Annotated in this window: 18 protein-coding genes and 1 tRNA gene; 7 read left to right on the top strand and 12 right to left on the bottom strand. The window is 63.1% G+C overall.

Annotated features, from left to right (window positions below; all coding sequences use genetic code 11):
• Positions 1–355: 355 nt before the first annotated feature.
• The 6 genes from B9Z01_RS07875 to B9Z01_RS07850 all read left to right on the top strand — a co-directional run bounded on the left by B9Z01_RS07875 (position 356) and on the right by B9Z01_RS07850 (position 9,449).
• On the top strand, positions 356–1,180 hold the full coding sequence (locus tag B9Z01_RS07875; protein WP_167387449.1) for an IclR family transcriptional regulator: 825 nt from the start codon (positions 356–358) through the stop codon (positions 1,178–1,180).
• Positions 1,177–2,532 (top strand): amidohydrolase family protein, encoded by a 1,356-nt coding sequence (locus tag B9Z01_RS07870; protein WP_085481664.1) that lies wholly within the window; start codon positions 1,177–1,179, stop codon positions 2,530–2,532. Before B9Z01_RS07875 ends, B9Z01_RS07870 begins: the two co-directional genes overlap by 4 nt.
• Positions 2,533–2,616: 84 nt before the next feature.
• Positions 2,617–4,683, top strand: a complete 2,067-nt coding sequence (locus B9Z01_RS07865; protein WP_167387448.1) for a hydantoinase/oxoprolinase family protein — start codon at positions 2,617–2,619, stop codon at positions 4,681–4,683.
• A 2-nt stretch (positions 4,684–4,685) separates the two neighbouring features.
• A complete protein-coding gene (locus B9Z01_RS07860) occupies positions 4,686–6,716 on the top strand; it encodes a hydantoinase B/oxoprolinase family protein (protein ID WP_167387447.1) in 2,031 nt (676 codons plus the stop codon).
• A 142-nt stretch (positions 6,717–6,858) separates the two neighbouring features.
• Positions 6,859–8,166 (top strand): MFS transporter, encoded by a 1,308-nt coding sequence (locus B9Z01_RS07855; protein ID WP_085481661.1) that lies wholly within the window; start codon positions 6,859–6,861, stop codon positions 8,164–8,166.
• 164 nt (positions 8,167–8,330) lie between these two features.
• Complete coding sequence (locus B9Z01_RS07850) at positions 8,331–9,449, top strand: porin (protein ID WP_085481660.1); 1,119 nt, start codon at positions 8,331–8,333, stop codon at positions 9,447–9,449.
• 42 nt (positions 9,450–9,491) lie between these two features.
• Here B9Z01_RS07850 and B9Z01_RS07845 read toward each other — a convergent pair whose 3' ends face one another.
• From B9Z01_RS07845 to B9Z01_RS07835, 3 genes are read right to left on the bottom strand one after another with little or no spacing between them, the layout of a single operon-like run.
• Positions 9,492–10,418, bottom strand: a complete 927-nt coding sequence (locus B9Z01_RS07845) for a PDR/VanB family oxidoreductase (RefSeq protein ID WP_085481659.1) — start codon at positions 10,416–10,418, stop codon at positions 9,492–9,494.
• Between the two features lies 1 nt (position 10,419).
• Positions 10,420–11,718: an amidase gene (locus B9Z01_RS07840; protein ID WP_085481658.1), complete on the bottom strand. Its 1,299-nt coding sequence runs from the start codon at positions 11,716–11,718 to the stop codon at positions 10,420–10,422.
• A gap of 3 nt (positions 11,719–11,721) precedes the next feature.
• Positions 11,722–12,471 carry an MDR/zinc-dependent alcohol dehydrogenase-like family protein gene (locus B9Z01_RS07835; protein WP_167387446.1) on the bottom strand — a complete coding sequence of 250 codons (750 nt, stop codon included), beginning with the start codon at positions 12,469–12,471 and terminating at the stop codon, positions 11,722–11,724.
• A gap of 89 nt (positions 12,472–12,560) precedes the next feature.
• On the opposite strand from B9Z01_RS07835, the gene B9Z01_RS07830 reads away from it, so the two are divergent.
• The gene (locus B9Z01_RS07830) at positions 12,561–13,607 is read left to right on the top strand and encodes a LysR family transcriptional regulator (protein WP_244195956.1); all 1,047 of its coding nucleotides are present in this window, start codon (positions 12,561–12,563) and stop codon (positions 13,605–13,607) included.
• A gap of 42 nt (positions 13,608–13,649) precedes the next feature.
• Here B9Z01_RS07830 and B9Z01_RS07825 read toward each other — a convergent pair whose 3' ends face one another.
• The 9 genes from B9Z01_RS07825 to B9Z01_RS07780 form a co-directional block, all read right to left on the bottom strand.
• Positions 13,650–14,261, bottom strand: coding sequence for a hypothetical protein (locus B9Z01_RS07825; protein ID WP_085481656.1), 612 nt, complete (start codon positions 14,259–14,261; stop codon positions 13,650–13,652).
• Positions 14,262–14,315: 54 nt separating this feature from the next.
• Positions 14,316–15,668: an aromatic ring-hydroxylating dioxygenase subunit alpha gene (locus B9Z01_RS07820; RefSeq protein WP_085481655.1), complete on the bottom strand. Its 1,353-nt coding sequence runs from the start codon at positions 15,666–15,668 to the stop codon at positions 14,316–14,318.
• 164 nt (positions 15,669–15,832) lie between these two features.
• Complete coding sequence (locus B9Z01_RS07815; protein ID WP_244195955.1) at positions 15,833–16,936, bottom strand: ABC transporter substrate-binding protein; 1,104 nt, start codon at positions 16,934–16,936, stop codon at positions 15,833–15,835.
• Positions 16,937–17,002: 66 nt separating this feature from the next.
• Entirely contained in the window at positions 17,003–18,202 is a 1,200-nt protein-coding gene (locus tag B9Z01_RS07810) for an oxamate carbamoyltransferase subunit AllG family protein (RefSeq protein ID WP_085482079.1), read from the bottom strand.
• 29 nt (positions 18,203–18,231) lie between these two features.
• Complete coding sequence (locus tag B9Z01_RS07805; RefSeq protein ID WP_085481654.1) at positions 18,232–19,857, bottom strand: ATP-binding cassette domain-containing protein; 1,626 nt, start codon at positions 19,855–19,857, stop codon at positions 18,232–18,234.
• The gene (locus tag B9Z01_RS07800) at positions 19,854–20,831 is read right to left on the bottom strand and encodes a branched-chain amino acid ABC transporter permease (protein WP_085481653.1); all 978 of its coding nucleotides are present in this window, start codon (positions 20,829–20,831) and stop codon (positions 19,854–19,856) included. Before B9Z01_RS07800 ends, B9Z01_RS07805 begins: the two co-directional genes overlap by 4 nt.
• On the bottom strand, positions 20,828–21,697 hold the full coding sequence (locus tag B9Z01_RS07795) for a branched-chain amino acid ABC transporter permease (RefSeq protein ID WP_085481652.1): 870 nt from the start codon (positions 21,695–21,697) through the stop codon (positions 20,828–20,830). The genes B9Z01_RS07800 and B9Z01_RS07795 overlap by 4 nt, the downstream gene beginning before the upstream one ends.
• Positions 21,698–22,285: 588 nt before the next feature.
• Positions 22,286–22,372, bottom strand: a tRNA-Leu gene (locus tag B9Z01_RS07785).
• A 636-nt stretch (positions 22,373–23,008) separates the two neighbouring features.
• Positions 23,009–23,914 carry a MurR/RpiR family transcriptional regulator gene (locus B9Z01_RS07780; RefSeq protein WP_244195954.1) on the bottom strand — a complete coding sequence of 302 codons (906 nt, stop codon included), beginning with the start codon at positions 23,912–23,914 and terminating at the stop codon, positions 23,009–23,011.
• Positions 23,915–24,006: the final 92 nt, after the last annotated feature.

The following is a 24,006-nucleotide window of genomic DNA, read 5'->3' as shown; positions in this document are numbered from 1 at the left end:
TCGAAGTTGCTTTGGACTAATCCGTCAATATCTCGCCTTGCCGAGGCATCGGATGCAGGCCTCGCATCATCACAACTAGCTTCGGGCCCGAACCACCGCGCGGCAGCGCTGGACCATTGGCGAGTCCGCAACCGTCTCCCATTGATATGAATTGCTAGTTTATAGCGATGGGGCAGTCAATTTTCGGCAGGCTGAAAAAGTCCCCCTCAGAGCCCGGATAAACGTCAGATAAAGAGATTGCGATATTTGCAACTACAGCAGCATTTCTTGCGCCCGTTTTTTGACCGGAATATAAACACCTCATGGTCAGAAAGGCACTTCAATCGCATAATAGATTGCATTATTTGCAATGAACATGAAGACGATCGCAACGGCTCTCGAAATTCTCGAAGTCTTTACCGACGACAACAACTACCACTCGGTCAGCGAACTCGCGGATCGTTTCGCGCTGCCGCGCAGTCAGGTGTCGCGCATCCTGTCGACGTTCCGTGACGCCGGCTGGCTTGAGCAACATCCGAAAACGCGCCTCTATTCGGTCGGTGTGGCCGCTTACGCGTTTGGCTCGCGCTTCATCCGGCAGCATCCGCTGACCCGCCAGGCGTTGCCGATCCTGCGCAGCGTGGTGGACCGCAGCGGCTTCCACGCAACGCTGTCGACGCTCGACGGTTTGCGTCCGCTATATCTGCTTGGTATCGAAGGGCCCGTGGCGGTCGACTTCACGTCGGACTTCGGTGCGTACTACCCGTTTCATGCAACAGCGCCCGGCAAGGCTCTCGCGGCATTCGCTCCGTCGCGTATTCGCGAACAACTGCTTGCGCAGGCACCGTTCGAACGGTTGACGATGCGCACGATCGTCGAGGGCGAACGTTTGAGGAAGGAACTCGACCATATCGCCAGGCGTGGTTACAGCGCGTCCGATGGCGAGCGTCTGGCTGGCATCGGCGGGCTCGCGGTTCCGGTCATCGATCACTCGGGCGAACTGGTCGCGGCGGTAGGCACGGCCTTTCCGACGCAGATGGTGTCTCCCGCCGAATACGAGTACCAGGTGCAGATCCTGCGCGGCGCGGCACACGCGTTGGCGGAGCGCTTCGAAGGCAGTCCGCGCGTTCTGCGTCTGCAGCAATCGCGTCGCAGTACCGGCAATCATCCATCGACGATGCATGACGAGGAGGAGGCATGACACTGCTGCTCGAAACGGCCGGCATCGTGACGATGAATCGCGCTCGCGAAGTGCTGTTGGATGCGTCGATCGCGATCGACGATGGGCGCGTGGTGGCTGTCGGCGAAACCGGCGAGTGCCGCCAACGGTTTGCCGGTGCGCGCAGGGTCGAGCTTGGCGACTGCCTGGCAGTGCCTGGCTTTATCGACACACATCAGCATCCCGCGCACTTTCTCTCCAAGGGCTTGCTCGACGACGTTGCCATAGAGGAACGCTGGAGAACGCGTCTTTATCCGTTCGAGCGCGCGCTAAGCGAGGAGGAGACGTATTGGGGCGCTGTCGGTAGTTTCGTGGAAATGGCGAAGAGCGGGACCACCTGTGTCGCGGATCCTGGCGCGCGCTATCCCGAAGCGATCCGGCGCGCGGCCGAAACCGTCGGCATCCGGCTCGTGCTGTCGCCACTCGTCGCCGACGTGAGCGATCCATCGCGTCCGGTCAGCGAGAGCACGACCGACGAGTTGGTGCGCTATAGCTGCCGCTTTTATGATGAATTTCACGGCGCGAACGATGGCCTCGTCAAAGTGTATTTCGGCCTTTGGAATCCCAACTCCGTGAGCGACGACCTGGTGTTACGCATCGCTCGCGAGGCGGATCAGCGCGGCACGGGCATTCACGGCCACTTGGCGACACGGCCTGCCGACAACGATCTGAGCATCGCGCGCTACGGGCAGCGCTGCGTGGCACGGTATGAAACACTCGGCGTGCTGGGTCCGAATTTTCTGGCCGCTCATATGGGCGCGATTTCCGACGCGGAAGTCGAACACGTCGCGCGCCGTCGCGCTCACGTCGCGCATTGCCCGTCCGCAAGCATGCTCGGCGGCTTCGGTTGTGTCGCTCATGGCAAATTCCCTGAACTGCTGGCGGCCGGCGTCAACGTGACGCTCGGTTCGGATGCCGCGTCGATCAGCCGCTTTCTCGACATGCCGCGCATCATCCATCTGGCCGCATGCGCGCACAAGGACGCGCGCATGGATGCCACCGTGGTCGGCGCGGACAAGGCATTCGACATGGCCACACTCAACGGCGGGAAAGCGCTGATGTGGGACGACGAAATCGGCTCCATTGCCGAAGGAAAAAGCGCCGATCTCACGCTGATTTCAATGGACGGCTGGGAGTGGCAACCAAGGCCGCGTTTCGCGCCCGTATCGAACCTCGTTTATTCGAGCGGCGGCTTTCGCGTGCGCAGTGTAATGGTGGCTGGTAACTGGGTTATCCAGAACGGCCGCGCGTCGCGCGTTGCCGAAGAGGACATTCTTCCGCAGATACGCCTCGCCGCCGACAGCGCATGTCGGCGTGCAGGGCTCGCGTGCTGACGGACGGATAGGAGCGGGCTGGGCTCGCCACAGGCGAACGGAGCCTCATCACAGGGAAGCAGGTTCATGTCAGGAGAAAGATCGGTGGAAAATACTAAGTACCGCTTAGGAATAGACATTGGCGGAACATTCACGGATTTCTGTCTGCTCAACGAGGACAGCGGCGAGACGCTGGTAGCCAAGGTGCCGTCGACGCCGCGTCATCCGAGTCAGGCGGTGATGGACGGGCTCGCGCGGTTTAGCGAGCAGCATGACATTCGTGCGCAAGACGTGCGCTATTTCGTGCACGGCACGACACTCGGGGTCAACACGCTGCTCGAACGCAAGGGCGCGCGAACGGGTTTGCTCATCACACGCGGCTTTCTCGACATCATGAGTCTCGGCCGCTCGCGCCTGCCCGACGTATTCGATCTGCTGGTGGAAAAACCGCGTGCGCTGATCGCGCGGAGACACGTACGCGAAATCAATGAGCGCGTGATGGCTGGCGGCGACGTGCTGATTCCACTCGATCTCGGCGAGGTCGTAGCCGCGGCGCGCGAACTCGTCGCGGACGGGGTCACGGCGCTCACGATCACGTTTCTTCATTCGTATCGGCATCCGCGTCATGAGCAGATGGCGAAGCAGGCGATCGAGCGTGCGTTGCCGGGGCTTTACGTGTGCTGCTCGACCGAGATCTGGCCGCAGATCCGCGAATACGAACGCACGATGGTCAGTGCGATCAACGCGTATATCGGCGGCAAGATGGATGCGTATTTCGCGGCACTGACCGAGGAGACGAAGTCGGTCGGACTCGGCGCGACGCTGCTGTCGACCAAATCGAACGGCGGCGTGATGACTGCCGCGAGCGCGCGCAGGACGCCTGTCGAGACGCTGTCGTCGGGACCTGCGTCGGGCGCGATCGGTGCATGCTACGTCGCACTGCAATCGGGCTTCTCGCGACTGATTCCGATGGACATGGGCGGCACGAGCACCGAGGTCGCCGTCATCGATACGGATATCCGCTACGCCAACCAATGTCATATCGGCGACTTCGATATTTCGATGCCGGCTGTCGATCTTTCCTCGATTGGCGCGGGCGGCGGATCGATCGCGTGGACTGACGGAGTGGGTGTGCTCAAGGTCGGACCGGAGAGCAGCGGTTCGGACCCGGGTCCCGCATGCTATGGACGCGGTGGCACCCGGCCGACCATCACCGACGCGTACGTGACGCTCGGCATTATCGACCCCGAGCGCTTTCTTGGCGGAGAACAGAAGCTCGATCGTTCGAGTGCGCTCGGCGTTTTCGGCGAACTGTCGGCGTCGCTCGACATGACGAGGGAGGAGAGTGCCGAAGCCGTGCTGCGCGTCGCGACGTCGAACATGTATTCGGAACTCGTGCCGCTCATGGCGCGCAAGGGGGTGGACGTCTCCGAGTTCGCGCTGCTTTGCTATGGCGGCGCGGGCGCGACGCACGGTTTCATGCTTGCAAGAGAGGTCGGCATTCGCACGGTGCTCGTGCCGCTTTCTCCGGGCACGCTGTGCGCGTTGGGCGCGCTCGTCGCGGATGCGAAGAGTGACTTCATCCAGACCGTCAACCTCGTGATCGATCCGGAGCGCCCACAAGCCGCGCTCGCTACGCTGCGCACTTCGATCGAAGCACTGAGTGCAACGGCGCTGCGCTGGATCGACGACGAACGCATTCGGGTCGAGAAACGCGACGTCGGCATCGGCGCCGATATGCGCTACCTCGGACAGTCGTTCGAGGTCACGGTCGCGCTCGACGATATCGACCCGACGAGTCCCGCCGCGTATGACGCGATCGCGAACGCGTTTCGCAAAGCCTATAACGCGCTCTATGGAGACGGCACGTCGAATGCCCCGCTCGAGATCATCAACCTGCGCGTGAGCGCGATCGGCAGGACGACGCGGCCACTGCTGCCGCGTCTCGAGCACGATGCGGCTCAAGGCGAATTGCGTGCGCAGCGGCAACGCGACATCTATATCGACGGCAAGGTCTGGCGCGCGGACGTCTACGACCGCGCCGCGCTGCGTCCCGGCCATCGCTTTGCGTCGCCGGCGATCGTCGAGCAATACGACACGACTTCTTTCATTCCGCCAGGCTTCCAGTGCCGCGTGGATGACTACGGCATGATCATTGGGGAACTGCAATGACGATGAAGCAGACGCAAACGAATCCGTCCGAGCGCACGAGCGGCGCGTATCGCACAGACAAGGTTTTTATCGAAATCCTCAACAACCGGTTGAACGGGATTACGAGCGAAATGGGGCACATCATTCATCGCGCGTCGTTCACGCCGTTCATCAAGGAGGCGTGGGATTTCGGCGAAGCGCTCGTGTCGAAGCAGGGGGAGATTTTCAGCTATCCGCGCGATATCGGCGTTGCCTTCATGTGTGGCGCGATGATGGAGGACATCATCGCTGCGTTCGACAACTATGAGCCGGGCGACATCGTCATTGCAAACGATCCGTCGAGCACCGGCGGCCTGTGCACGCATCTGCCCGACATCCATCTGCTCAAGCCGTACTTCTACGCTGGCGAGCTGATCTGCTTCAGTTGGACCTTCATTCATTCGTCGGATGTCGGCGGCATGGTGCCGGGTTCGATCGCGCTCGCGGCAAACGATCTCTTCCAGGAGGGCATACGCATTCCCGCGACAAAGCTCTACAACAAGGGGAAACTGAACGAAGACCTGATGCGCACGTTTCTCGCCAACTGCCGCATTCCGTATCACAACGAGGGCGATATTCAGGCGATGGTGTCCGCGATGCGCGCGGCCGAAAAGCGGCTCGACGATACGATTGTGAAATACGGCCTGCAGCGTTTCGTCGATGGCATGGCCGATCTGCTGGACTACGGCGAGGACCGTTCGCGCGACGTGCTCTCCGGGGTGCCCGACGGCCGCTACGAAATGGTCGACTATCTCGAACTGGACGGCACGAACCTGCCGCCGGCGCGCCTGAAGCTCGCCATGGAGGTATCGGGCAGCTCGGTTCATCTCGACTTCACGGGTACGGACCCGCAGGTCGGCGTGGCGCTGAATTTGCCGACACGTGGCAAGAACCATCACTTCGTCAACGCGGGAATTTTCAACTTCGTCTACGCGGTCGACAACTCGATTCCCATCAATCGCGGCATCGTGCGGCCCGTCAGCGTGACCTTGCCCGAGGGGTCGCTCGTCAATCCCGAGCCGACCGCGGCAGTCGGCGTGCGCTTTGCGACCGTGGTGCGGATCATGGAGATGATCTTCGGCGTGCTCTCGCAGGCGGTGGATGGTGCGCAGCCCGCCAGCGCGCGCGTCGCGGGCAAGGTGCCGGCGGCCGGCGCGGGGATGCTCGGCGTCACGCTCGTTTCGCTGAACGATCCAGAGACGGGCGAACTCAAGGTCAACGTCGTGCAGCCGCTCTGGGGAGGATCGGGCGCGCGTCCAGTCAAGGACGGTATCGACGGAGCCGACTTTGCGGCGGGTTATCTGCGCAATATTCCGGTGGAAACAACCGAAGTCGATCTCCCGATTACGGTGTACCGCTATTGTCTTTCGACGACGCCACCTTCGAAGGGCAAATGGCGCGGCGGCGTCGGTATCGAAATGGAGTTTGCGATGCGCTGTCCGGAAGCAACGCTGACCGCGCGCGGCATGGAGCGCTTTCACTTTCGTCCGTGGGGACGCAAGGGCGGGGCGCCCGGCAGTCTCGGCAGCACGACGCTCAATCCGGGCAACGCCGGCGAACGCAATATCGGCAAGATCACCAACAGTCTGCTGCTCGAGCAGGGCGAGGTCGTGCGCATCGTCACGCCGAACGGCGCGGGTTACGGCAATCCGTTCGAGCGCGATCCGCACGCCGTGCTGCGCGATGTGATGGATGGTTTCATCGACGCGAAGACCGCGCGCGACGACTACGGAGTTCTGATCAAGGACAAGGAAGTCGATGTCGCGGCGACCCAGCGTTTGCGCTCGGACCAGAACAATGCGTCGCTCAGCGCGTTTTCGTTCGGCAGCGAGCGCGATGCGTTCGAGCGGGGCTTTCCTCCCGAGGTGCAGGATCGCGTGCTCGCACTCGTGCAGCAATTCCCGGTGTCCGGCCGTCACAGATGGAAAGGGCAGTTGTGGCGCAAGTGGTCGGAAGGAGCCGAAGCAGGCACGCCGGTCGATCTCGCAGCGGCGTTACCCGCTCGCGGCAGATAAACGTCCTGTTGCCGGTGCCGGTTCGCGGTGGCACGCGAGCCGGCGCATCGAGCGCAACCACCGCAACCACCGCAACCACCGCAACCACCGCAAGCTTTTGGGGTCGCCGGATATCGGCCGGTATGGCCCGTGAGAGGATCGCATGTCCCACACGTACAGCATCGAAGAGACCGCCAGCAGGATCCGTATGGCCGACAGCGTCCATAAGAAAGTGTCGTGGCGGCTCATGCCGTTTCTGCTGCTCTGCTATGTGATGCTGTACCTCGACCGCATCAATATCAGCTTCGCGCAGGGGCCGATGCAGACCGACCTCGGTTTGAGCAGCACCGCGTACGGCATCGGCATCACGATTTTTTTCGCGGGCTATCTGCCGTTCGAGATTCCGAGCAACTTGCTGATGCGGCGCTTCGGCGCAAGAAAGACGATGGCGCGCATCATGATCCTGTGGGGCGTGATGTCCGCTGCGATGATGCTCGTCAGAAACACCGGCGAGTTCTATCTGTTCCGCTTTCTTCTCGGTGCGTTCGAGGCAGGTTTCTATCCGGGGCTCGTGCTTTACCTTACCTACTGGTATCCGCCGCAGCGCCGCGCGCGCGTGCTGTCGTTTCTGGTTGCGGCTACGGCGCTCGCGGGGTTGATCGGCGGTCCGCTGTCGGGCTGGATCATCAGCGGACTCGATCAGGTCAAGGGACTCGCGGGCTGGCGCTGGATGTTCCTGCTGCAGGGGTTGCCGACCGTGCTGTGCGGTATCGCCGCATTGTGGCTGCTTCCCGATGGTCCACGCACGGCGGCGTGGCTAAGCCGTGCCGAACAGGACGTCGTGATAGCGGGTCTCGGCCATGATGTACAAGGCAGCACGCACACGAAGTTCATGAGGGAAGTGCTGCGCCCCAAGGTTTGGGTGCTCTGTTTCGCGTGGTTCACGCTCATGTGCGGCGCGTACGTGCTGAGTTTCTGGGTGCCGGCGATCATTCGCAGCTTCGGCGTATCGGGCGCGTTCGCGCTTGGACTCTGGACTGGCGTGCCCTATGGCATTGGCGTGATCGGCATGATTCTCGTCGGCTATCACTCCGATTTGCGATTCGAGCGGCGTTGGCACTTCGCTTTCTGCTCGCTCGCCGGCGCCGCGGCGCTCGCGGTCACACCCGCATTGGGCGGCAACGTTATGCTGGCTACGTTGGTACTCGGCCTCGCTGTAGCGATGCTGTTCGGCGGCTCGCCGATCTTCTGGGCCATGGGCAGTTCCTTTTTCAGCAGCGCGGCCGCACCGGTCGGTCTTGCACTCGTCAATAGCGTCGGCCTTACCGCGGGCTTGCTCGCACCGCTGTTCGTCGGCTGGCTCAAGGATCGCACCGGCAGTTTCGAGACGGGTCTGCACGTCATTGCGGCACTGCTCGTGGTTGGCGGCGTGCTGATTCCGGTTGCGATCAGGAAGCGCGACGTGAACTGATTGCCGGGGAATCTTTCGCAAGACCGGCTGCAGCCAGGCAGCAGCCGGGTTGCACATCGGATCACGTCACTCACGCGATTCAAGTTCGATTCGCATCTATAACGGGGCTATCCATGAGAACTCCTGGTTATAAAAATTATTTAGGTATCTTGATTGTATTGTGCATGTCGGAAGCGGCTCAGGCACAGAGCATCAATAGTGCGGCGAACACGGCGGGAAGCCCGTCCACGGTGACGCTCTACGGCCTCATCTCGGAGGGCATCGGCTATGTTAGCAACGCAGGAGGTCACTCGGCCGTGCAGACGGTTTCGAGCGCATTGCAAAGCACGCGTTGGGGCATCCGTGTGGTGGAAGATCTCGGCGGCGGCAACAGCGCGCTTGCCGTTCTCGAGAACGGCTTCGACCTCAATAGCGGCAAGCTGCAGAACGGCGGCCGGCTGTTCGGGCGTCAGGCTTTCGTCGGACTCAGCAACGAACGTCTCGGTACCGTGACGTTCGGTCGCCAGTACGACATGTTCTACGACTATTTCGACCTTTATGAAACGCCGGTAGGGGCGAACAGCATCGCGGCGCATATCGGCGACAACGACAACGCGTTCGGCTCATTTCGCTACAACAATTCAGTGAAATACATCAGCCCGACGCTCGCGGGTCTGCAGTTCGAAATGCTCTACGGTTTGTCGAACGCCGCCGGAAATTTTAGCGACAACAGTGCTTTCAGTGCCGGCGTGGGCTATCGCAACGGCCAACTGACACTCACCGCGGCTTATCTGGATCTGCGCAGGCCAGGTGTCGGCGTGAACAGCTCGGGCACCGTAACGGACGATTACGCCGGAGCGCCGTTCCAGCTATTTCATACCTCACCGCTCAGTTCCTCGGTCGGCGTGGATACCCAACGGCAGTACGGCGTGGCCGGTTCCTACGCATGGTCGAAACTGCAACTGAATGGCGAGCTGACCTCGGTGCGCTACGATTATCTCGACGGCACCGGACTGCAATTGACCAACGTCGACGTGAACGGCACCTACCGGCTGACACCCGCACTCGTGCTCGGCGTCGGGTATGTGCTCACGCACGGCACGTACCATGGTGTGGACGGTTCGCCGAACTGGCACATGGGCAGCCTCAGCATCGACTATCTGCTGTCGAAGCGTACCGATGTCTATGCTTACGACGTCTATCAGATTGCCAGCCGTGGCGCGCATGCGAGCATTTTCGGATTCACGCCTTCGAGTTCGCGCTCACAAAACGTGATGCTAGTGGGCATACGTCACAGATTCTGACTCATTTTGTCCGATCATCGCCGCATCGCCTCGACAGAGGTTCTACAGATCAAGCGTAATGCTTGCAGACCGGGCGCGTGAAACGCAAACGCAGATCGACTGGTTCGCAGCACGTTCGCTCGCCGCAAGATACTTGTCGCGGTGATCCAGTTCGCCGGAAAGCACCGGGGTCACGCACATCCCGCATTCGCCGCGCTTGCAGTCGTAAAGCGGCTCGACACCAGCGGCGATCAAGGCGTCGAGCAGGCTTTGCCCTGCATCGACGTGCACGGTCAAACCGCTCAGGCTCAGCTCGACATCGAATGGCCGATCGCCGGAGACGGGCAACGTCCCTTCGAAGAGTTCGACATGGATACGCCCGGCGGGCCAGCCTGATGTCTGAGCAGTCTGCATGACATCGGCGATCATCGCCTGCGGTCCGCACACATAAAGGCGCGCGTCGGCGCGAGGCGCGGCGAGGATCCCGGCGAGTTTTGAGCGAAGCGCATTCGGGCTGCCGCCGTGCAGATGGCAATGCGTGCCGAGCCCCGTGACCTGTGCGCCGAACGGGGCGCTCGCCGGATCCTTCGACGCATAGTGCAGCGAGAAGGGCAAACCGTCACGAGCAAGGCGCCGCGCCATCGACAGGATCGGGGTGATGCCGATGCCGCCCGCGATTAGCAGATGGCCGTCTTCGGCACTTTCGAGAGCGAACGCGTTGTTCAATTGTGCATCGACGTGCTCGCCCGCCTGCAACGCATGCATCCACACCGAACCCGTGCCCCGCTTCAATACCGCAACTTCGTAGGTGTCGCTGGTATAGCCGTCGCCGGTTAGCGAATACTCGCGATGCAGATGCGTGCCCGGAATCGCAAACGACAGATGCGCGCCCGGCGTGTAGGGGGGCAACGGCGCGCCGTCCTCGGCGCGCAGCGTGATGAGCCGTACCGCCGGGGCAATCGGTGTATTCTTTTCGACGACCAGTTTCATTTCAGATGCCTCGTTCGATCAAACGGTTCAGAAGTTTGGCGATGGCAAGAAGCCGGCGCTCCTGAAGAGGCTTGCCGATCAGTTGCAAGCCGATCGGCAGTCCGTTGGGTCCGCGCAGTCCCGGCACGTTGACGCAAGGCAGACCGAGCAGCGTCCATGAACGGCTCAGCACGGGGTCACCCGTTGCATCGAGCCCGGCAGGCGCTTCGCCGGGCGCGGCCAGCGTGAGCACGGCATCGGCGTTGCGCGTCAGAGCGGCAAACTCGATGCGTGAGCGGGCGGCGAGCGCGCGCGCGGCCTCGTAGGTGTCGCGTGCCGTCGCGATGCCGTCGCTGATGAGCCTGGCAAACGGCGCGCTCAGCAAGTCGCGTTTGCCGTTCCATTCGGACTCGAACGATTGCGCGGCTTCATAGGCCTGCACGGCTTTCTGTGCATCGATCAGGCCGTGCATTTCATCGGGCACGTCGAGTGGTGCAATCGACACGCCCGCTCGCGAAAGAAGGGCGAGCGCGTCATCGAACACTGCGTGCGCGGCGGCTTCGATCGGTTCCTGTTCGTAACCGGGCAGCACCGCAATGCGCAATGCGGTACCGTCGGCTTCCGGTAGTGCCTCGAAATGTTCGAGGGTGAGCGCGGCGCGCAGCAGTTCGAGGTCATCGGCTGATCGAGCCAGCCAGCCCAGCGTGTCGAGCGAGGGCGCCATGGCCTTCGCGCCGCCGAGGCTGTACGCGTCGTGCGTCGGCTTCAGCGCGAACACACCGCAATACGAAGCCGGGCGGATCAACGAACCGGCCGTTTGCGAGCCGAACGCGAGTGGCGTCATACCGGCCGCGACCGCCGCCGCCGATCCGCTCGACGAACCGCCGGGCGTGCGCCGCACGTCGTGAGGGTTGGCTGTCGGGCCGGGTTTGAAGTACGCAAATTCGGTGGTCACCGTCTTGCCTATCACGAGCGCACCTGCTGCGCGCGCTAGCGCGACGCAATCGGCGTCGCCAGCCATGACGCCGTGTGCGTAGATCGGCGAGCCATAGTGCGTCGGGAAATCGCTCGTCGTGAAAATGTCTTTCACGCCGATGGGCACGCCCGCGAGAAGCGAAGCTCCCAATGGCACAGCCTGCTTCGCGAGCGCGGCGCGCGCCGCACCGGTGTCCAACGCGACCCACGCTTTCACGTGCGGCTCGCATGATTCGACGCGAGCGTCGATCCGGTCGAGCACCGCGTCGTACGTCAGGCGCTCCTGTGCAAGTCCGTGGCGGATATCGAGCGCGGTCAGCGGCTCGGAGTCGTAGTAAGTTTTCATGCGTCAGTGGTCACAGTGTGATTCGAAGGGTGAATCGGGACGGGCACGCGTGAATCGGGCCCAGCCGGACGTGCGCGTTATCGCGTCGAATGCCAGAGCCGCTTCGGACGCGCAGGCGGCCTCGCGCAGGGGCGACCAGTCTGCCACGATCAATGCAAGCTGTCTTGCGATGAAGCGCTGCCACTGCGTCTCGTCGAACAGGCCGTGTCCCGCCGCGTCCATGACGCCGATGCGTGCATGACGCCGCGCGCAAAGCGTCGACATTCCGGTATAGCGGCCGCCCGCCAGATCGAGCACGACATCTGCACCGCCGTGTTCGCGCATCAGCTCCGGCCAGCAGGATGCATACGTCGCCGCTTCGCTGGCCCCGAGCGCGATCAGGCGGCGCGCGGCTTCAGCCGAGTCGCAGACAGCCAGCACGTCGGCACCGATCTCCAGGGCGAGAATCGTGGCGAGCATGCCTGCCGTCGTATGGGCATGGTGAATCAACACGGCTTCATGCGCTCGCACATTCAGGCGGCAGGTCAGTCCTACCCAGACTTTCGGCCAGCAGCCCGGTAATAACAAAGCGTCGCGTACAGCCAGATGCGGCGGCACGTTCAGCGCATGACGCGGCGTCCGCGAGGGCACACACGTTGCGCTATCGCTGGATGAAACGGTGAACGCCAGCCGCATCGGCGAAAGCGGCGCCGTATGCACCTCATCCGACTCCATGCATGCGACGACCGGAAGACGTGCCGAGCCGTCGAGCATGACGGTTTCGCCCACGCAATACGAGCGAACCGGGGCTGCATGGATCGCCTGCTTCCCGGTGTGAACGGTTGCCGTATCGTCGTTCACGCATGTATTCTCTGGTGACATTCGCTTCTTCGCCTTGCCCGACTTGTTTATCTTTTCGACCGCAATCGAGCTGCTCGCCCAACATGAACTTTCCAAGACCGGACCCGGAAGAAAACGACAACGGCCCAATCCGGGCTCCGGACTTCTCTCTCAGACAGCTTTCGTATTTCCTCGCCGCCGCGCAGCATCAATCCGTGCAGAAAGCAGCGGCTTTGCTTCACGTTTCATCGCCTGCGGTGTCGGCCGCGATCGCTCATCTCGAAGGCACGCTCGGCGTAACCCTATTCAACCGGCAACACGCACGCGGCCTTCTTCTGACCGAGGCCGGGAGCGAGTTCGCCGTGCAATGCCGCGCCGTGCTTCAGAACGCGAACGAACTGCTTGTACCCGGCACGCTCGATCGCAGCGCGCTACGCGGGCAGGTGAAAGTCGGATGCCTGACCACGTTCGCGCCGCTCGTCATTCCGGCGCTTCTGAATTCGGTGCGCGCCGAAATTCCAAACGCGAAGCTCACGTGGACCGAAGGCCATCACGAATATCTGATCGAAGGCCTGCGTACCGGCACGCTCGATCTCGCCGTGCTGTACGACTTCGAAATTCCGTCGGGCATTCAGATCATGACGCTGCGCAGCGCGCCGTTGCAGGTCGTGCTGCCGCCAGATCATCCGCTGTCTTCGCGCACTCACATTCCCGCCGCCGACATCAACACCGAACCCTTCATCCTGCTCGACCTTCCGCGTACGCGGGAGTACATGCTGTCAGCCTTCAGCTCGCACGGCGTGCTGCCGCGCATCGCGCATGCGGTCACGTCGCTGAATATGCTCTTTGGTCTCGTCGCGGCGGGGCATGGCTTCTCGCTGCTCAACTTCTGTCCTCCGTACACGGTGCCGGGCATCGGCCGCATCGTGTCGCGTCCGTTCGACTCGCACGTGCGCCAGCCCAACATCGTGGTTGCCCACTCGTACCGCTATCACTATCCGCGCGTCGCGGCGGCGATTGTCGAGCGCATAGCGTCCATCGTCGATACGCTCACGATCGAGTCGCCGTGATCGCTAACACACGGCCGACGGCACGGCCGGCGCGGCCGTCGCTCAGGGCATCTCCATCCACGATTCCGAGAACGCGAGAAACGCAGAGCTTTTCTTGCCGCCGTCGAAGTTGCGCGTCGTGACCTTGCCGCGCAGCGCGCGGCCGTTCAACTCGATGCTCGCATCCGCCGCGTCGATGAAGAGGCTGTACATCTCGTGCTTCTGCGTCGGGCCTTTTTCCGCGGGCATATCGACGGCGTAGGGCGTGCCGAGTCTGTTCCATGTCATCACGACTTCCAGATCACCCGAGAGCAGGATCTCCTGATAGCGCGAGCGCGTGTCGCCGGCCGAGCGCGAATCCGTGAGCGGCAGATACTGGATCGCCGCCGTTCCCACGGAAGCGCGGAACGCCGCGAATCGGCTGAAGAAATGCTCCATCAGATAGCGTGCGAGCGCTTCGTTGTCGGCGATACACACATTGCACGCTTCTGGAAGGCTTGCGGCTACATTGGGCTTTTCGAGCAGCAGCACGCCTTTACCCATACCGAAAGACGAGTAGTTGATCTTGAAGTAGGCGGCAAGACTGCTCCATTCGCCGTCGTCGGTCTCTTTCAGATAGATGCCGGGGTTGTCGCCGGTCCAGGCGACCGTGCCGGGATGAACGGTTTGACTCATGTTGGGTTTGCCTTTTGAAAAAACGGTGGAAATAACAGCGGTGCCGACAGGAATTCAGACCGTGGTGCTGGCGAGCGACTGCGCGTAGTCTTCGATGCGCGCGCGCACCTGTTCGTCACGGTCGTCCGCTTCGTGATGCTCGCCGCGCACGACGATGCCCGTGATCGTCTTGCCGACTTCGCGGATGAATGCCGTGTCGTCATCGCGCGGTGGCGCGGTGATCACCGTGTCGTGGGCGTAGGTCGGGGTGACACCGCTCGTGCGCAACGGCGATACGGACGGCTTGCCGCCCTCGGCGACTTTCCTGCTCTCGCGCCGCAGCAACTGGCGCAGCATCGCGACGCCGCGATCGCAGCGCGTGAGGTTTTCGAGCTCGTGAATCGCGATGGGCCGTTGCGACACCTGCGCATCGAAGTCGCCCGGCATGCGTTGACGGTCCTCGTATGGGCGCTCGCCGTTCTGGCCAAAAAAGTCGACCGATTCGACGCCGCATTGGGCTTCGTCGGCGATGCCGCGCGGGTCCGCGTCGGGATGGAAATGGCGCCAGCCGATGATGCGGCAGGTATGATTGTCGATCGGCGTGGTCCAGCGCGTGATCGCCACGCGCGCAAAACTTTTGTCCTCCTGACCATCTTCCCAGATGTGTCCGACCTGCGCGAGATTCGGCAGGATGATGTCGTTCGAACGCACCCACACCTTGTCCTTCCAGCGCCGTGTCGTCACGTAGATCATGCCGGCGGGCGTGGGCACGAAATCCATCTCGGGCAACTCGCCCCAGGCTTCCGCGAACTGCGTGAAGCTGATGCGCGTATGCAGGAACACCCCATGCGCCGGGTCCATCACGTTTTCGTGCACCTGCAGCCAGTTGCACGGATACGTGATGCAGTAGGGCACGAGGCGGTCGTCGTCGATGCCATAGGTGTCGAACACCGGAAACTCGGGTTTCTCGTCCGGCGGTCCAAAGTAGCCGAAGATGATGCCGCGATACTCGTGCAGCGGATATGCGCCGTGGCACACGTTGAAACGCAACTGGGAATCGGGCGGATCTCCGGGCGTTTCGAGAATCGTGCCGTCGACGCCGAACAGCCAGCCGTGGTAACAGCAACGCAGGCCCTCGTCTTCGCAGATGCCGAATTCGAGCGATGTGCCGCGATGGCTGCAATGCTTTTCGAGCAGGCCCGGTTTGCCGTTCTTCGCGCGAAACAGCACGAGATCCTCGCCGAACATGCGCACGGCCTTCGGCAGTTCGCCGAGTTCCGCCGAAAGGGCGAGCGGCTGCCAGAAGCGGCGCAGATATTCGCCCATCGGCGAGCCTTTCTCGACGTGTGTGAGCTCGATGCTTTCCGCTGGTTGGCGTTCCCGCTCGTAAGCCGAGTAGGGCTTGATCAGAATGGTTTTCTGGGTCATGGGTTCACTCTACTTATGACGTTCCGATAGGATGCTAGCGACGCCGCGTTCCGCGCGACATTCACAAATAAAACCGCTAGCTAAAGTTTTCCTGATGTGCCGAAGGGCGGCTCGCGCTCCAGCGCCGCAAATCATTGCCCCGTAACGCAGGAGATAAGGACGTTTCAGTGCGCGAGCTTGAATTTGCCCTGCTCGACGGTGAGCATTTCCACACTGTCCGGGCGCGTGCCGAAGTGATCCTGCGGACCGTACGTGTAGCGCGCCGTTACGCCCACGTAGTCCTTCACGTTCTCCAGCGCGTCGCGAATCGCGTCGGGCTTGTCGCCGGCGCGGCGAATCGCGTCGATGAGCAGCATTGCCGCGTCGTAGCCGTTGCCTGCGAAAGTGGCCGGCGGATGGCCGTATTTCGCCTGATAGGCGGCCGAAAACGAGGTCAGCACGCGCTTTTGCGGATCGGAGTCCGGCAATTCGCTCGCGACGTAGATCTTCGACGACGGCAGCAGCACGCCGTTGGCGGCGTCGCCCGCGAGGCGCAGGAAGTTGAAGTCGTTCGCCGCCTGCGTCAGATAGAGCGGAGCCGTGATGCCGAGCGCGCGATAGTTGCGCGTCGCGATCGCGAGACCGGGGCCGGTTGCCCAGATCGCCGTCGCCTGCGCGCCGGAGCCGCGTATCTTCGTGAGTTGCGGCGTCATGTCGGTGTCGCTGTTACCGAAGGTTTCGTTATCGACGAGGGTGATGCCGTAATTCTTGACGAGCTTTTCGAGGGTGTCGCTCGCGCTGGTGCCGAATGCGACATCCGAATGCAGCATCGCGATCTTCGTGATGCCGCGCTTTTTCATGTCCTCGAGCATCACGCTTTCAACGACGACGTCGGTGAGCGGCACGAGGAACGCATACTTGCGGCGCTCCGGCGGCAGCACGATGCCGCGCGTGGCGCCGATGCCGATCATCGGAATCTTCGCCCGCTCCACCGTATCGACGATCGCGAAGTTCGAGCCGCTGCTCGACGGTCCGATGATCGCCACCACGTTTTCCTGCGTGGTCAGACGCTTGAGTGCCGATACGGTTTTGGTGTTGTCGCTTTCCGTGTTGATGTTCACGAGGCTCACCTTGCGGCCCTTGATCCCGCCCGCCGCGTTGACCTGATCCACGGCCAGTTGCGCGCCTTCGAGCGCAGGCTGGCCGAGCGAGGCCACGAAGCCCGACGTTTCGAGCAGGCCGCCGATCTTGATGTCGTCGGCGGCGAGCGCGGTTTGGCTGATCCCCATAATCATAAGGATTCCGAATGCAATGCGGTGCGTGCGTTTCATATCGAATATTCCGTTCTTGTGGTTTCAGATGAAGAGAGCGGTCAGCGCGTCCTCGAACAGTGCGAGCGGCGCGGTCCAGATGCCGCCGCCGATGCGTCCGCGCCGGCCGTTCGTGTCGAGAATGCCGAGTGCGACGGCGGGTCGAAGTCCGCTCGCGACGACGCTGCGCGCGCTCAGCCCGACCCGCGTCGCGCCGCGCGTGAACGCCGGATGAAGCGCGCCGAGCAGCGTGGCGTTGAGCGCCTGGGGCGGCGACTGCATGAACGCGCCGAGGTTCTGCTGCTGCGCCTCCGAGCGATGCATGCACATTGCTCCGAGCCCGAGCGCGTCGACCACGGCGCTGTCGCCGATCGCGGGCAGGCCGTCTGTCGCGGCGAATCCGGCGTCGAAACGTCCGACGGGCGTCGTTGCTTCGACAGTGAACCAGCGTTGCGGCGCGTGCGCGAGACGGATGCCGGCATGCCTGCCGTTCGCACCCATCGACGTGACGATCGCGCTGCCGTTCACATGTTCGGCCGTGCTCAGCATGCAGGCCGACGCGGCCATCCACGTGTTCAGAAAAAATCCCGGCGACGTGTCGAGAAAGCGCTTCACGGCAGGGTCGTCGAATGGGCGCTCCGCTGCGAGCCGCTCGACCCAGATGCGGGTGCCCTCGATCGTGCGGCCGTGGCAGTCGTCACCGAGTGCAAGCGCGGCATCGGCGATCGCGGCGAGATCGACCGGTGCGCCAAGACGCGCGCCGACCGCGTCGGCAAGCGGGCCATTGATCCAGCGCAGATGCGCAGTGACCTGCGGATCGTCCATGCCAAGGCGGATCGCCGCGCCGCCGCCGCCACTCAGCGCCGCGTGGATCGTGCGGCCCCGGCCGGCGGCGTCACTCACGACCTGCACGTACTGACCCGGCGACAGCACCGCGGCGAGCGGCACGACACAGTCGTGTTCCTGCGCGGGCGCGAGCAGGATCTCGCGCGCCATGATGGCCGCGATCGCTTCGTCGAACGACGCTGCCCAACCTTCGAATAGCGCGGCGTGCGCGGCGGAGTGGAGTATCGGGGGCGGCGGCGCACTCTCGCCCAGCGGCGGCCCCGCGTGCAGCAGAGTGCGCTCGGGCCAGCGGATCGCGTCGCGTGCGCGCAGCAGCGCGCGCAGAACCGGGCGGCTCGCCACAATCGCGTCGAGCGCGATGCGCTCAGCGTGCTCGGCGTGTTCGTGCGTTGCAAGCATCGAAGATGTCGTTTCGTTATGCAGTTCCATTAGACGGCCTCGCACGATTCGGAGTCCTGCCAACCGAGATACGCCTCGCCGATATCCGGTGAATCGAGCAGTGCGGCGGCGCTGCCTTCCAGCGCGATCTGGCCGTTGACCAGCACGTAGCCGCGATCGGCGACCTGCAATGCGCAATGCGCGTTCTGTTCGACCAGCAGCACCGTGATCCCGCGTTCGGCGAGACGCGGCAGCGATTCCAGAATTTCGCGCGTGACCTGAGGGGCAAGTCCGAACGAGGGCTCGTCGAGCATCAGCAGTTGCGGCCGGCTCATCAGCGCGCGGCCGATCGCGAGCATCTGGCCTTCGCCGCCAGAGAGCGTGCCGGCCTGCTGGTCGATGCGCTCCTTCAGGCGCGGGAAGAAGGTGAGGATGTCGTCCATCGTTTCACTCATTTCGCGCGCGACGGCTCGGCGCGGGTGGAACAGGTTCACGAGCCCCGCGCCGCGCAGGCCGGTGTAGCCGCCCATTTGCAGGTTGTCGCGCACGCTCAGCGTGCCGAACAGTTGACGTCCTTCCGGCGCGAGCGCGATGCCGGTCGCGGTGCGGCGCTCCATCGGCACGCGTGCGATCGATTTGCCGTTGAACGCGACATCGCCCGATGCCGGTGCGACGAGTCCGGCAATCGCTTTCAGCAGGGTGGACTTGCCCGCGCCGTTCGCGCCGATCAGCGTGACGATCTCGCCGCGCCGTGCTTCGAGCGACACGTTCACGAGCGCGTCGGCCTGGCCGTAGCGCACGCTCAGGCGGTCGAGCCGCAGCACCGGCGTGTCCTCACGGCAGGACGACGCGGACGGCGCCGGCTTGCGCCCGGCGCGCACGTCGGTATTGCCGAGATACGCGGCGATCACCGCCGGATCGTGGCGCACCGTTTGCGGGTCGCCTTTCGCGAGCACCGCGCCGTGATTGAGCACGACGAGGCGATCCGCGAGACTGCTGACGAAAGCCAGATCGTGTTCGACGAAGAGCACTGTGATGCCGCGCTCGCGGATACGGAAGATCGCTTCGGCGAGCAGCTTTTTCTCGTCGGTCGTGAGGCCGGCGGCGGGTTCGTCGAGCAGCAGCAGTTCGGCATCGCTGCCGAGCGCGCGCGCGACGGCGAGCAGACGCTGCTGACCGGCCGTCAGCGCTGCCGCGGGACGCTCGGCCAGCGTGCGCAGGCCAACGAGGTCGAGCATCGCGGCGGCGTCCGTACGCAGCGCCGCGAGCGCCTTCGCGGTCGCGAACGGATTGATCATGCCTTGCAATATGCTGGCCTTGCGGCGCGCCACGCCGGCCGTCGCGACGTTGTCGAGCACCGTCATGCGGGCGAGGATTTCGGCGGCCTGGAAAGTGCGCGCGAGGCCGAGGCGGTTGACCGCATCGGGCGTCTGTCCGCTGATCACGCGGCCCTTGAAGCGGACCTTGCCGGTCTGTGGCGCGATGAAGTTCGACAGCACGTTGAGCAACGTCGATTTGCCCGCGCCGTTCGGCCCGATCAGCGCGAGAATCTCGCCGCGCCGCACGTCGAATCCGACATCGGAGAGGGCTTGCAGGCCACCGAAGCGGACCGACACGCCCGTCACTTCGAGCAACGTATCCGCCGTATCCGGCGTAGACAGGGGCGGCGCATTCATAGGGATTCCTTATCGCGTAGAACGTCACCGGTCACGAGCGGGCGTAGCGGGGCGCGTTGACGCAGGCGCCGCAACTGGCACGCGAGTGTCGCCACGAAGCCGTCGCGCATGAAGATCATGACGCTCACCAGCAGCGCGCCGTAGATCACGACATCGAGGCGTCCGAACGGTTTGAGCCATTCGCTGACGATCACGACGACGAAGGTGCCGAACAGCACGTTCCACACACCCGCCGCGCCGCCGAGCGCGACGATCAGCAGCAGCTTGATCGAGAAGCTCACGTTGAACGGGTCCGGGCTGATGTAGCCGATCCAGTACGCGTATAGCGCGCCGCCGAGGCCCGCATACGCGCCGCTCAACGCGATCACCTTGCGCTTGACGCGCGCCGCGTCGATGCCGAGCGACAGCGCGACGCGCTCGCTCTCGCTGACTGTGCGCATCGCAAAGCCCATTGGCGACGAGGCGAGGTTGTGCGCCATGGCGAGCCCGAGCGCGCACAGCGCCCAGGCGAGCACGTAGACGGCCTGATCGGACGCGAGACTGAACGGACCGATCGCAAGCGACGGAATACCCGCGAGGCCGTCCGGACCGCCTGTCACGCTGCGCCACTGCACCAGCACGATATGCACGATCAGCGCGAGCGCCAGCGTCGCCATGGCGAGGTGATGGCCCTTCAGGCGGAACACGATCCAGCCGATGCACCAGGCGAGCAACGCCGAGCACGCGGTTGCCGCGATCAAGCCGAGCCATGGATCGAGATCGATCGTGCGCGTGAGCCACGCCGCCAGATACGCGCCGAACGCGACGAAGGCGCCATGGCCGAGCGAAATCTGACCGGTGTAGCCCATCAGCATCGACAGGCCGATAGCGGGAATGGCGTAGATCGCGCACACGACGAGCAGGTTGACGAGGTACGCATTGCCCGTCGCGAGTACGAGGGCCAGCGCGGCCACGAGTATGAGGACGGCTTTCATGCGCGCGCGCCTCCGAATTCGCCGAGCATGCCGCCAGGCCGCACCAGCAGGAACACGAGCAGAAGCACGTACGCAATCGCGTCCTTCATGCCCGAGCTGAGATAGCCCGCGCACAGCGCTTCAAGCACGCCGAGCAGCAGTCCGCCGACGGCCGCGCCGAGTGGATTGCCGAAGCCGCCGATGATGCACGCGACGAAACCCTTGATGCCGAGCGGCGTGCCGCTGTCGTACTGCATCAGCGCGATCGGCGCGATGATGACGCCCGCCACGCCGCCGACGAAGCCCGACAGCAGAAAGCCGATGCCGCGCATCGAGCGTGTCGGAATGCCCATGAGGCCAGCCGCGTCGCGGTTCATCGCGCAGGCGCGAAACGCCTTGCCGAGATAGGTGCGGGTGAGAAAGAGATAGAGTCCCGCCATCAGCACGGCCGTTGTGCCGAACACCCAGAGTGCCTGGCGCGGCACGGACACGCCGTGCAGGTTCAGCGAGCCTGAGCCGGAGAACGCGGGCAGCGGCTGCGCGTCGGTGCCCCAGGCGAGCGCCGCGAGTCCTTGCGCAACGATGCCCACGCCAATCGTGATGATGATGCCGCGTGTCACGTCGTTGCCGATGGGACGGATCGCGACCCGCTCGATCGCCACGTTGACGAGCGCCACGAAGCCCACGGCGAGTAGCAGTGCGACGACGAGCGGCACGCCGAGCGCGATCAGGCTGGCGGCCGTGAGCGCAGCCAGCATCGAAGTTTCACCCTGGGCGAAATTGACGATGTGTGTCGCGTTGTAGACCGCGGTGAAACCGATCGCGACAAGTCCGTAGATGCAGCCGACCACGAGGCCGGAAACGAGGTACTGAATCAGCTCGGTCATGATGTGCCTCCCGGTGCGGGAAGCGCGCGCCGGGCAGCGCGACGTGATGGGGTGGGGAGCGTGCGCATCGCCTGTCCTCAGTGTTGCGGGGTTTCGTCGTCGGATGCGACCTGGAGGCGCATTCCGGTGAACTGAATGTAGAAGCCCCAAAAACTGCGGACAAATCAGAAGAGAATTTGCTTGCTTCGGTTTTTCTGAAGCAGCACGAAAGCAGTGCAGACGACTACGGTGTTCGTTCGTCTGCACCGGGAAGGTGGTTCAGCGAGGTGAGCGGCAACGAAACCGGTCGGTGCCTTCGCGGACAGGATTGCGTGCGGTAGTGGCGCCGTTTGGCCGGACCCTCAAGGCGGGCCCGTTGCCATCCGCGAGAAGGTAGGGACGGGTGTGCGCTTTCGCTTTGACAGCGCGAATTACCACATTTGACTTCGGTTCGACGTGTCTGGGCATGGGTTTGCCCTTCGAATCCGGGATACGCAAAAATCGTCGATGCCAGTGGAGCGCAGGGGAATTACAGACAACAAAAAACCCCGTAAGACTTTGATCTTACGGGGTTTCTCGAGCTTTACCGGATCATGCCGGAACAACTGCTGGTGCCCAGGAGAGGACTCGAACCTCCACGGTGTTGCCACCGCTAGGACCTGAACCTAGTGCGTCTACCAATTCCGCCACCTGGGCACGTCTTCAAGCTAGACCGCTATTTTAGCGTGCCGATCAGGTTTGTCAATCCCTGCTTCAAACAAACTTTCTTCCTCCCGGTTGAATCGCGCAGGGAAGTGACGGAAGCGACGAGGCGAGCCGATTGAGCGTATCCGGGCACTCGAAGCAGGTCATTAGACCGCTTTCCGGGGCGGTGCAACTGAATTTATGTGACACAGCAAGACTAAAGCTGCTAAAGCTGCTAAAGCGGACATCGTTGCAGCAATCGCAGGCCAATGCGTTGAGGTTTCAAGGAAAGGAAATAGCGGCGACCCTGAAAAAACGGGTCTTCGCGCAGACCGCGAACACGCTCTCCAGTACCGGCAGCCTCACCAAGACAGGCGCTTCTTCGGGAGCCGGGCTTCCGGCCGGACGCGAAGGTCCCGCGTCGGCTTCACTATTCGCCAGCCGTTGGAGAGAGCTTTCCGGTCAATCTGGTCCCGTTCGGCGGCGTCGAGATCTCTCCCGCGCAGATCGCGTTGCCACTTGCGGCATGTGCGCGCTGATTCCAATCCACTGTGCCCTTGAAAAAATTTCGACTTCCTAAAGATGATGTTCGAGTGTTACTTCGGGATGACCGGTACCGGTTCGATTGAAGCCGGGTATCGAGAGCCTCTACTCGTTGTCGCTAACATAAACCCCGAACTCGGTAAGCTGCCGTTCGCTGCGTGCAATCTTGGCCATCGTGTCTTCCCCGCTCTCCGCCACCAGCAGCGATACCAGCGCCTGAGCGACCAGGAATGCCGGCCCGATCGATGGGAACAGCGACGGAGTCGTGTTGAGCACGGGGATTGCCACGTCGGCGCACGTGGCAATCGGCGAGACCTTACTGTCGGTCACCGCAACGATCCGCGTGCCGCACGACCGCGCGAATTTGACTGCCTTGAGCGTGTCGCGCGCGTAGGGCCGGTAACTGAAAACGATCATCACGTCGCGCTCGTCGACGGTGCGCAGTTCGTCGGCGAAGGTGCCGCCCACGCCCATCATCAGCACCGTCTTGTCGTTGAACATGCGGCACACGTAGTTCAGATAGAACGCCACCGGAAAGAGACTACGCAGGCCCAGCACGTAGACGTTGCGCGCCTCGCCGAACAGGGTCCGCGCCTCGACGATCTTGCTGATCGTCCGCGGCTCGAACGTGTTGCGCAGATTGAAGACTTCCTGGTCGACAATCTTCTCGATCAGATGCTCCTTGTGCGAGTCGGTCCGCTGGCCGCGCAACGTCTCGGCGCGGCCAGCCCACGAGACCGCGCCGCGATTTGCGAGCCAGGTGCGGAATTCATCGCGAAACGGCTCATAACTGTCGAAGCCGAGTTCGCGCGCGAGGCGCAGCATCGTGGAGGGGTGCACGGAAGCACGCACCGCCGCCGTACGCATCGAATTCATCGCGATCTCTTCCGGGCGGTCGATCACGAACCGCGCGGCCTCACGCAGTTTGGGACTGAGCGCGCTGAATCGCTGCTCGACGAGCTTGTCGATAGTGAGCGGGGGATTGTCCGGTTCGGTCTGATGCTTGTCCACGGCGGTCAACGTTGGTATCACGAGTTGTCGGAAGGATGGCGGCTTCCGATGATGTTGTCGGGATGAATCGCATCTCGCCAATCTCCGGCCTC

The organism is Paraburkholderia susongensis, assembly GCF_900177725.1.
Lineage (GTDB): Bacteria > Pseudomonadota > Gammaproteobacteria > Burkholderiales > Burkholderiaceae > Paraburkholderia > Paraburkholderia susongensis.
Note: the sequence above shows the minus strand (reverse complement) of the source record. Positions and strands in the feature narration are given on the sequence as shown.

What these genes read in the sequence shown, in the direction of transcription:
- B9Z01_RS07810 (WP_085482079.1), bottom strand. Translation starts at nt 18,202, where the DNA reads ATGCTTGCAACGCACGAACACGCCGAGCACGCTGAGCGCATCGCGCTC.
- B9Z01_RS07805 (WP_085481654.1), bottom strand. Translation starts at nt 19,857, where the DNA reads ATGAATGCGCCGCCCCTGTCTACGCCGGATACGGCGGATACGTTGCTC.
- B9Z01_RS07845 (WP_085481659.1), bottom strand. Translation starts at nt 10,418, where the DNA reads ATGAAACTGGTCGTCGAAAAGAATACACCGATTGCCCCGGCGGTACGG.
- B9Z01_RS07870 (WP_085481664.1), top strand. Translation starts at nt 1,177, where the DNA reads ATGACACTGCTGCTCGAAACGGCCGGCATCGTGACGATGAATCGCGCT.
- B9Z01_RS07850 (WP_085481660.1), top strand. Translation starts at nt 8,331, where the DNA reads ATGTCGGAAGCGGCTCAGGCACAGAGCATCAATAGTGCGGCGAACACG.
- B9Z01_RS07835 (WP_167387446.1), bottom strand. Translation starts at nt 12,471, where the DNA reads ATGCTCGACGGCTCGGCACGTCTTCCGGTCGTCGCATGCATGGAGTCG.
- B9Z01_RS07855 (WP_085481661.1), top strand. Translation starts at nt 6,859, where the DNA reads ATGTCCCACACGTACAGCATCGAAGAGACCGCCAGCAGGATCCGTATG.
- B9Z01_RS07825 (WP_085481656.1), bottom strand. Translation starts at nt 14,261, where the DNA reads ATGAGTCAAACCGTTCATCCCGGCACGGTCGCCTGGACCGGCGACAAC.
- B9Z01_RS07860 (WP_167387447.1), top strand. Translation starts at nt 4,686, where the DNA reads ATGAAGCAGACGCAAACGAATCCGTCCGAGCGCACGAGCGGCGCGTAT.
- B9Z01_RS07815 (WP_244195955.1), bottom strand. Translation starts at nt 16,936, where the DNA reads ATGGGGATCAGCCAAACCGCGCTCGCCGCCGACGACATCAAGATCGGC.
- B9Z01_RS07875 (WP_167387449.1), top strand. Translation starts at nt 356, where the DNA reads ATGAAGACGATCGCAACGGCTCTCGAAATTCTCGAAGTCTTTACCGAC.
- B9Z01_RS07820 (WP_085481655.1), bottom strand. Translation starts at nt 15,668, where the DNA reads ATGACCCAGAAAACCATTCTGATCAAGCCCTACTCGGCTTACGAGCGG.
- B9Z01_RS07840 (WP_085481658.1), bottom strand. Translation starts at nt 11,718, where the DNA reads ATGAAAACTTACTACGACTCCGAGCCGCTGACCGCGCTCGATATCCGC.
- B9Z01_RS07795 (WP_085481652.1), bottom strand. Translation starts at nt 21,697, where the DNA reads ATGACCGAGCTGATTCAGTACCTCGTTTCCGGCCTCGTGGTCGGCTGC.
- B9Z01_RS07800 (WP_085481653.1), bottom strand. Translation starts at nt 20,831, where the DNA reads ATGAAAGCCGTCCTCATACTCGTGGCCGCGCTGGCCCTCGTACTCGCG.
- B9Z01_RS07830 (WP_244195956.1), top strand. Translation starts at nt 12,561, where the DNA reads ATGTATTCTCTGGTGACATTCGCTTCTTCGCCTTGCCCGACTTGTTTA.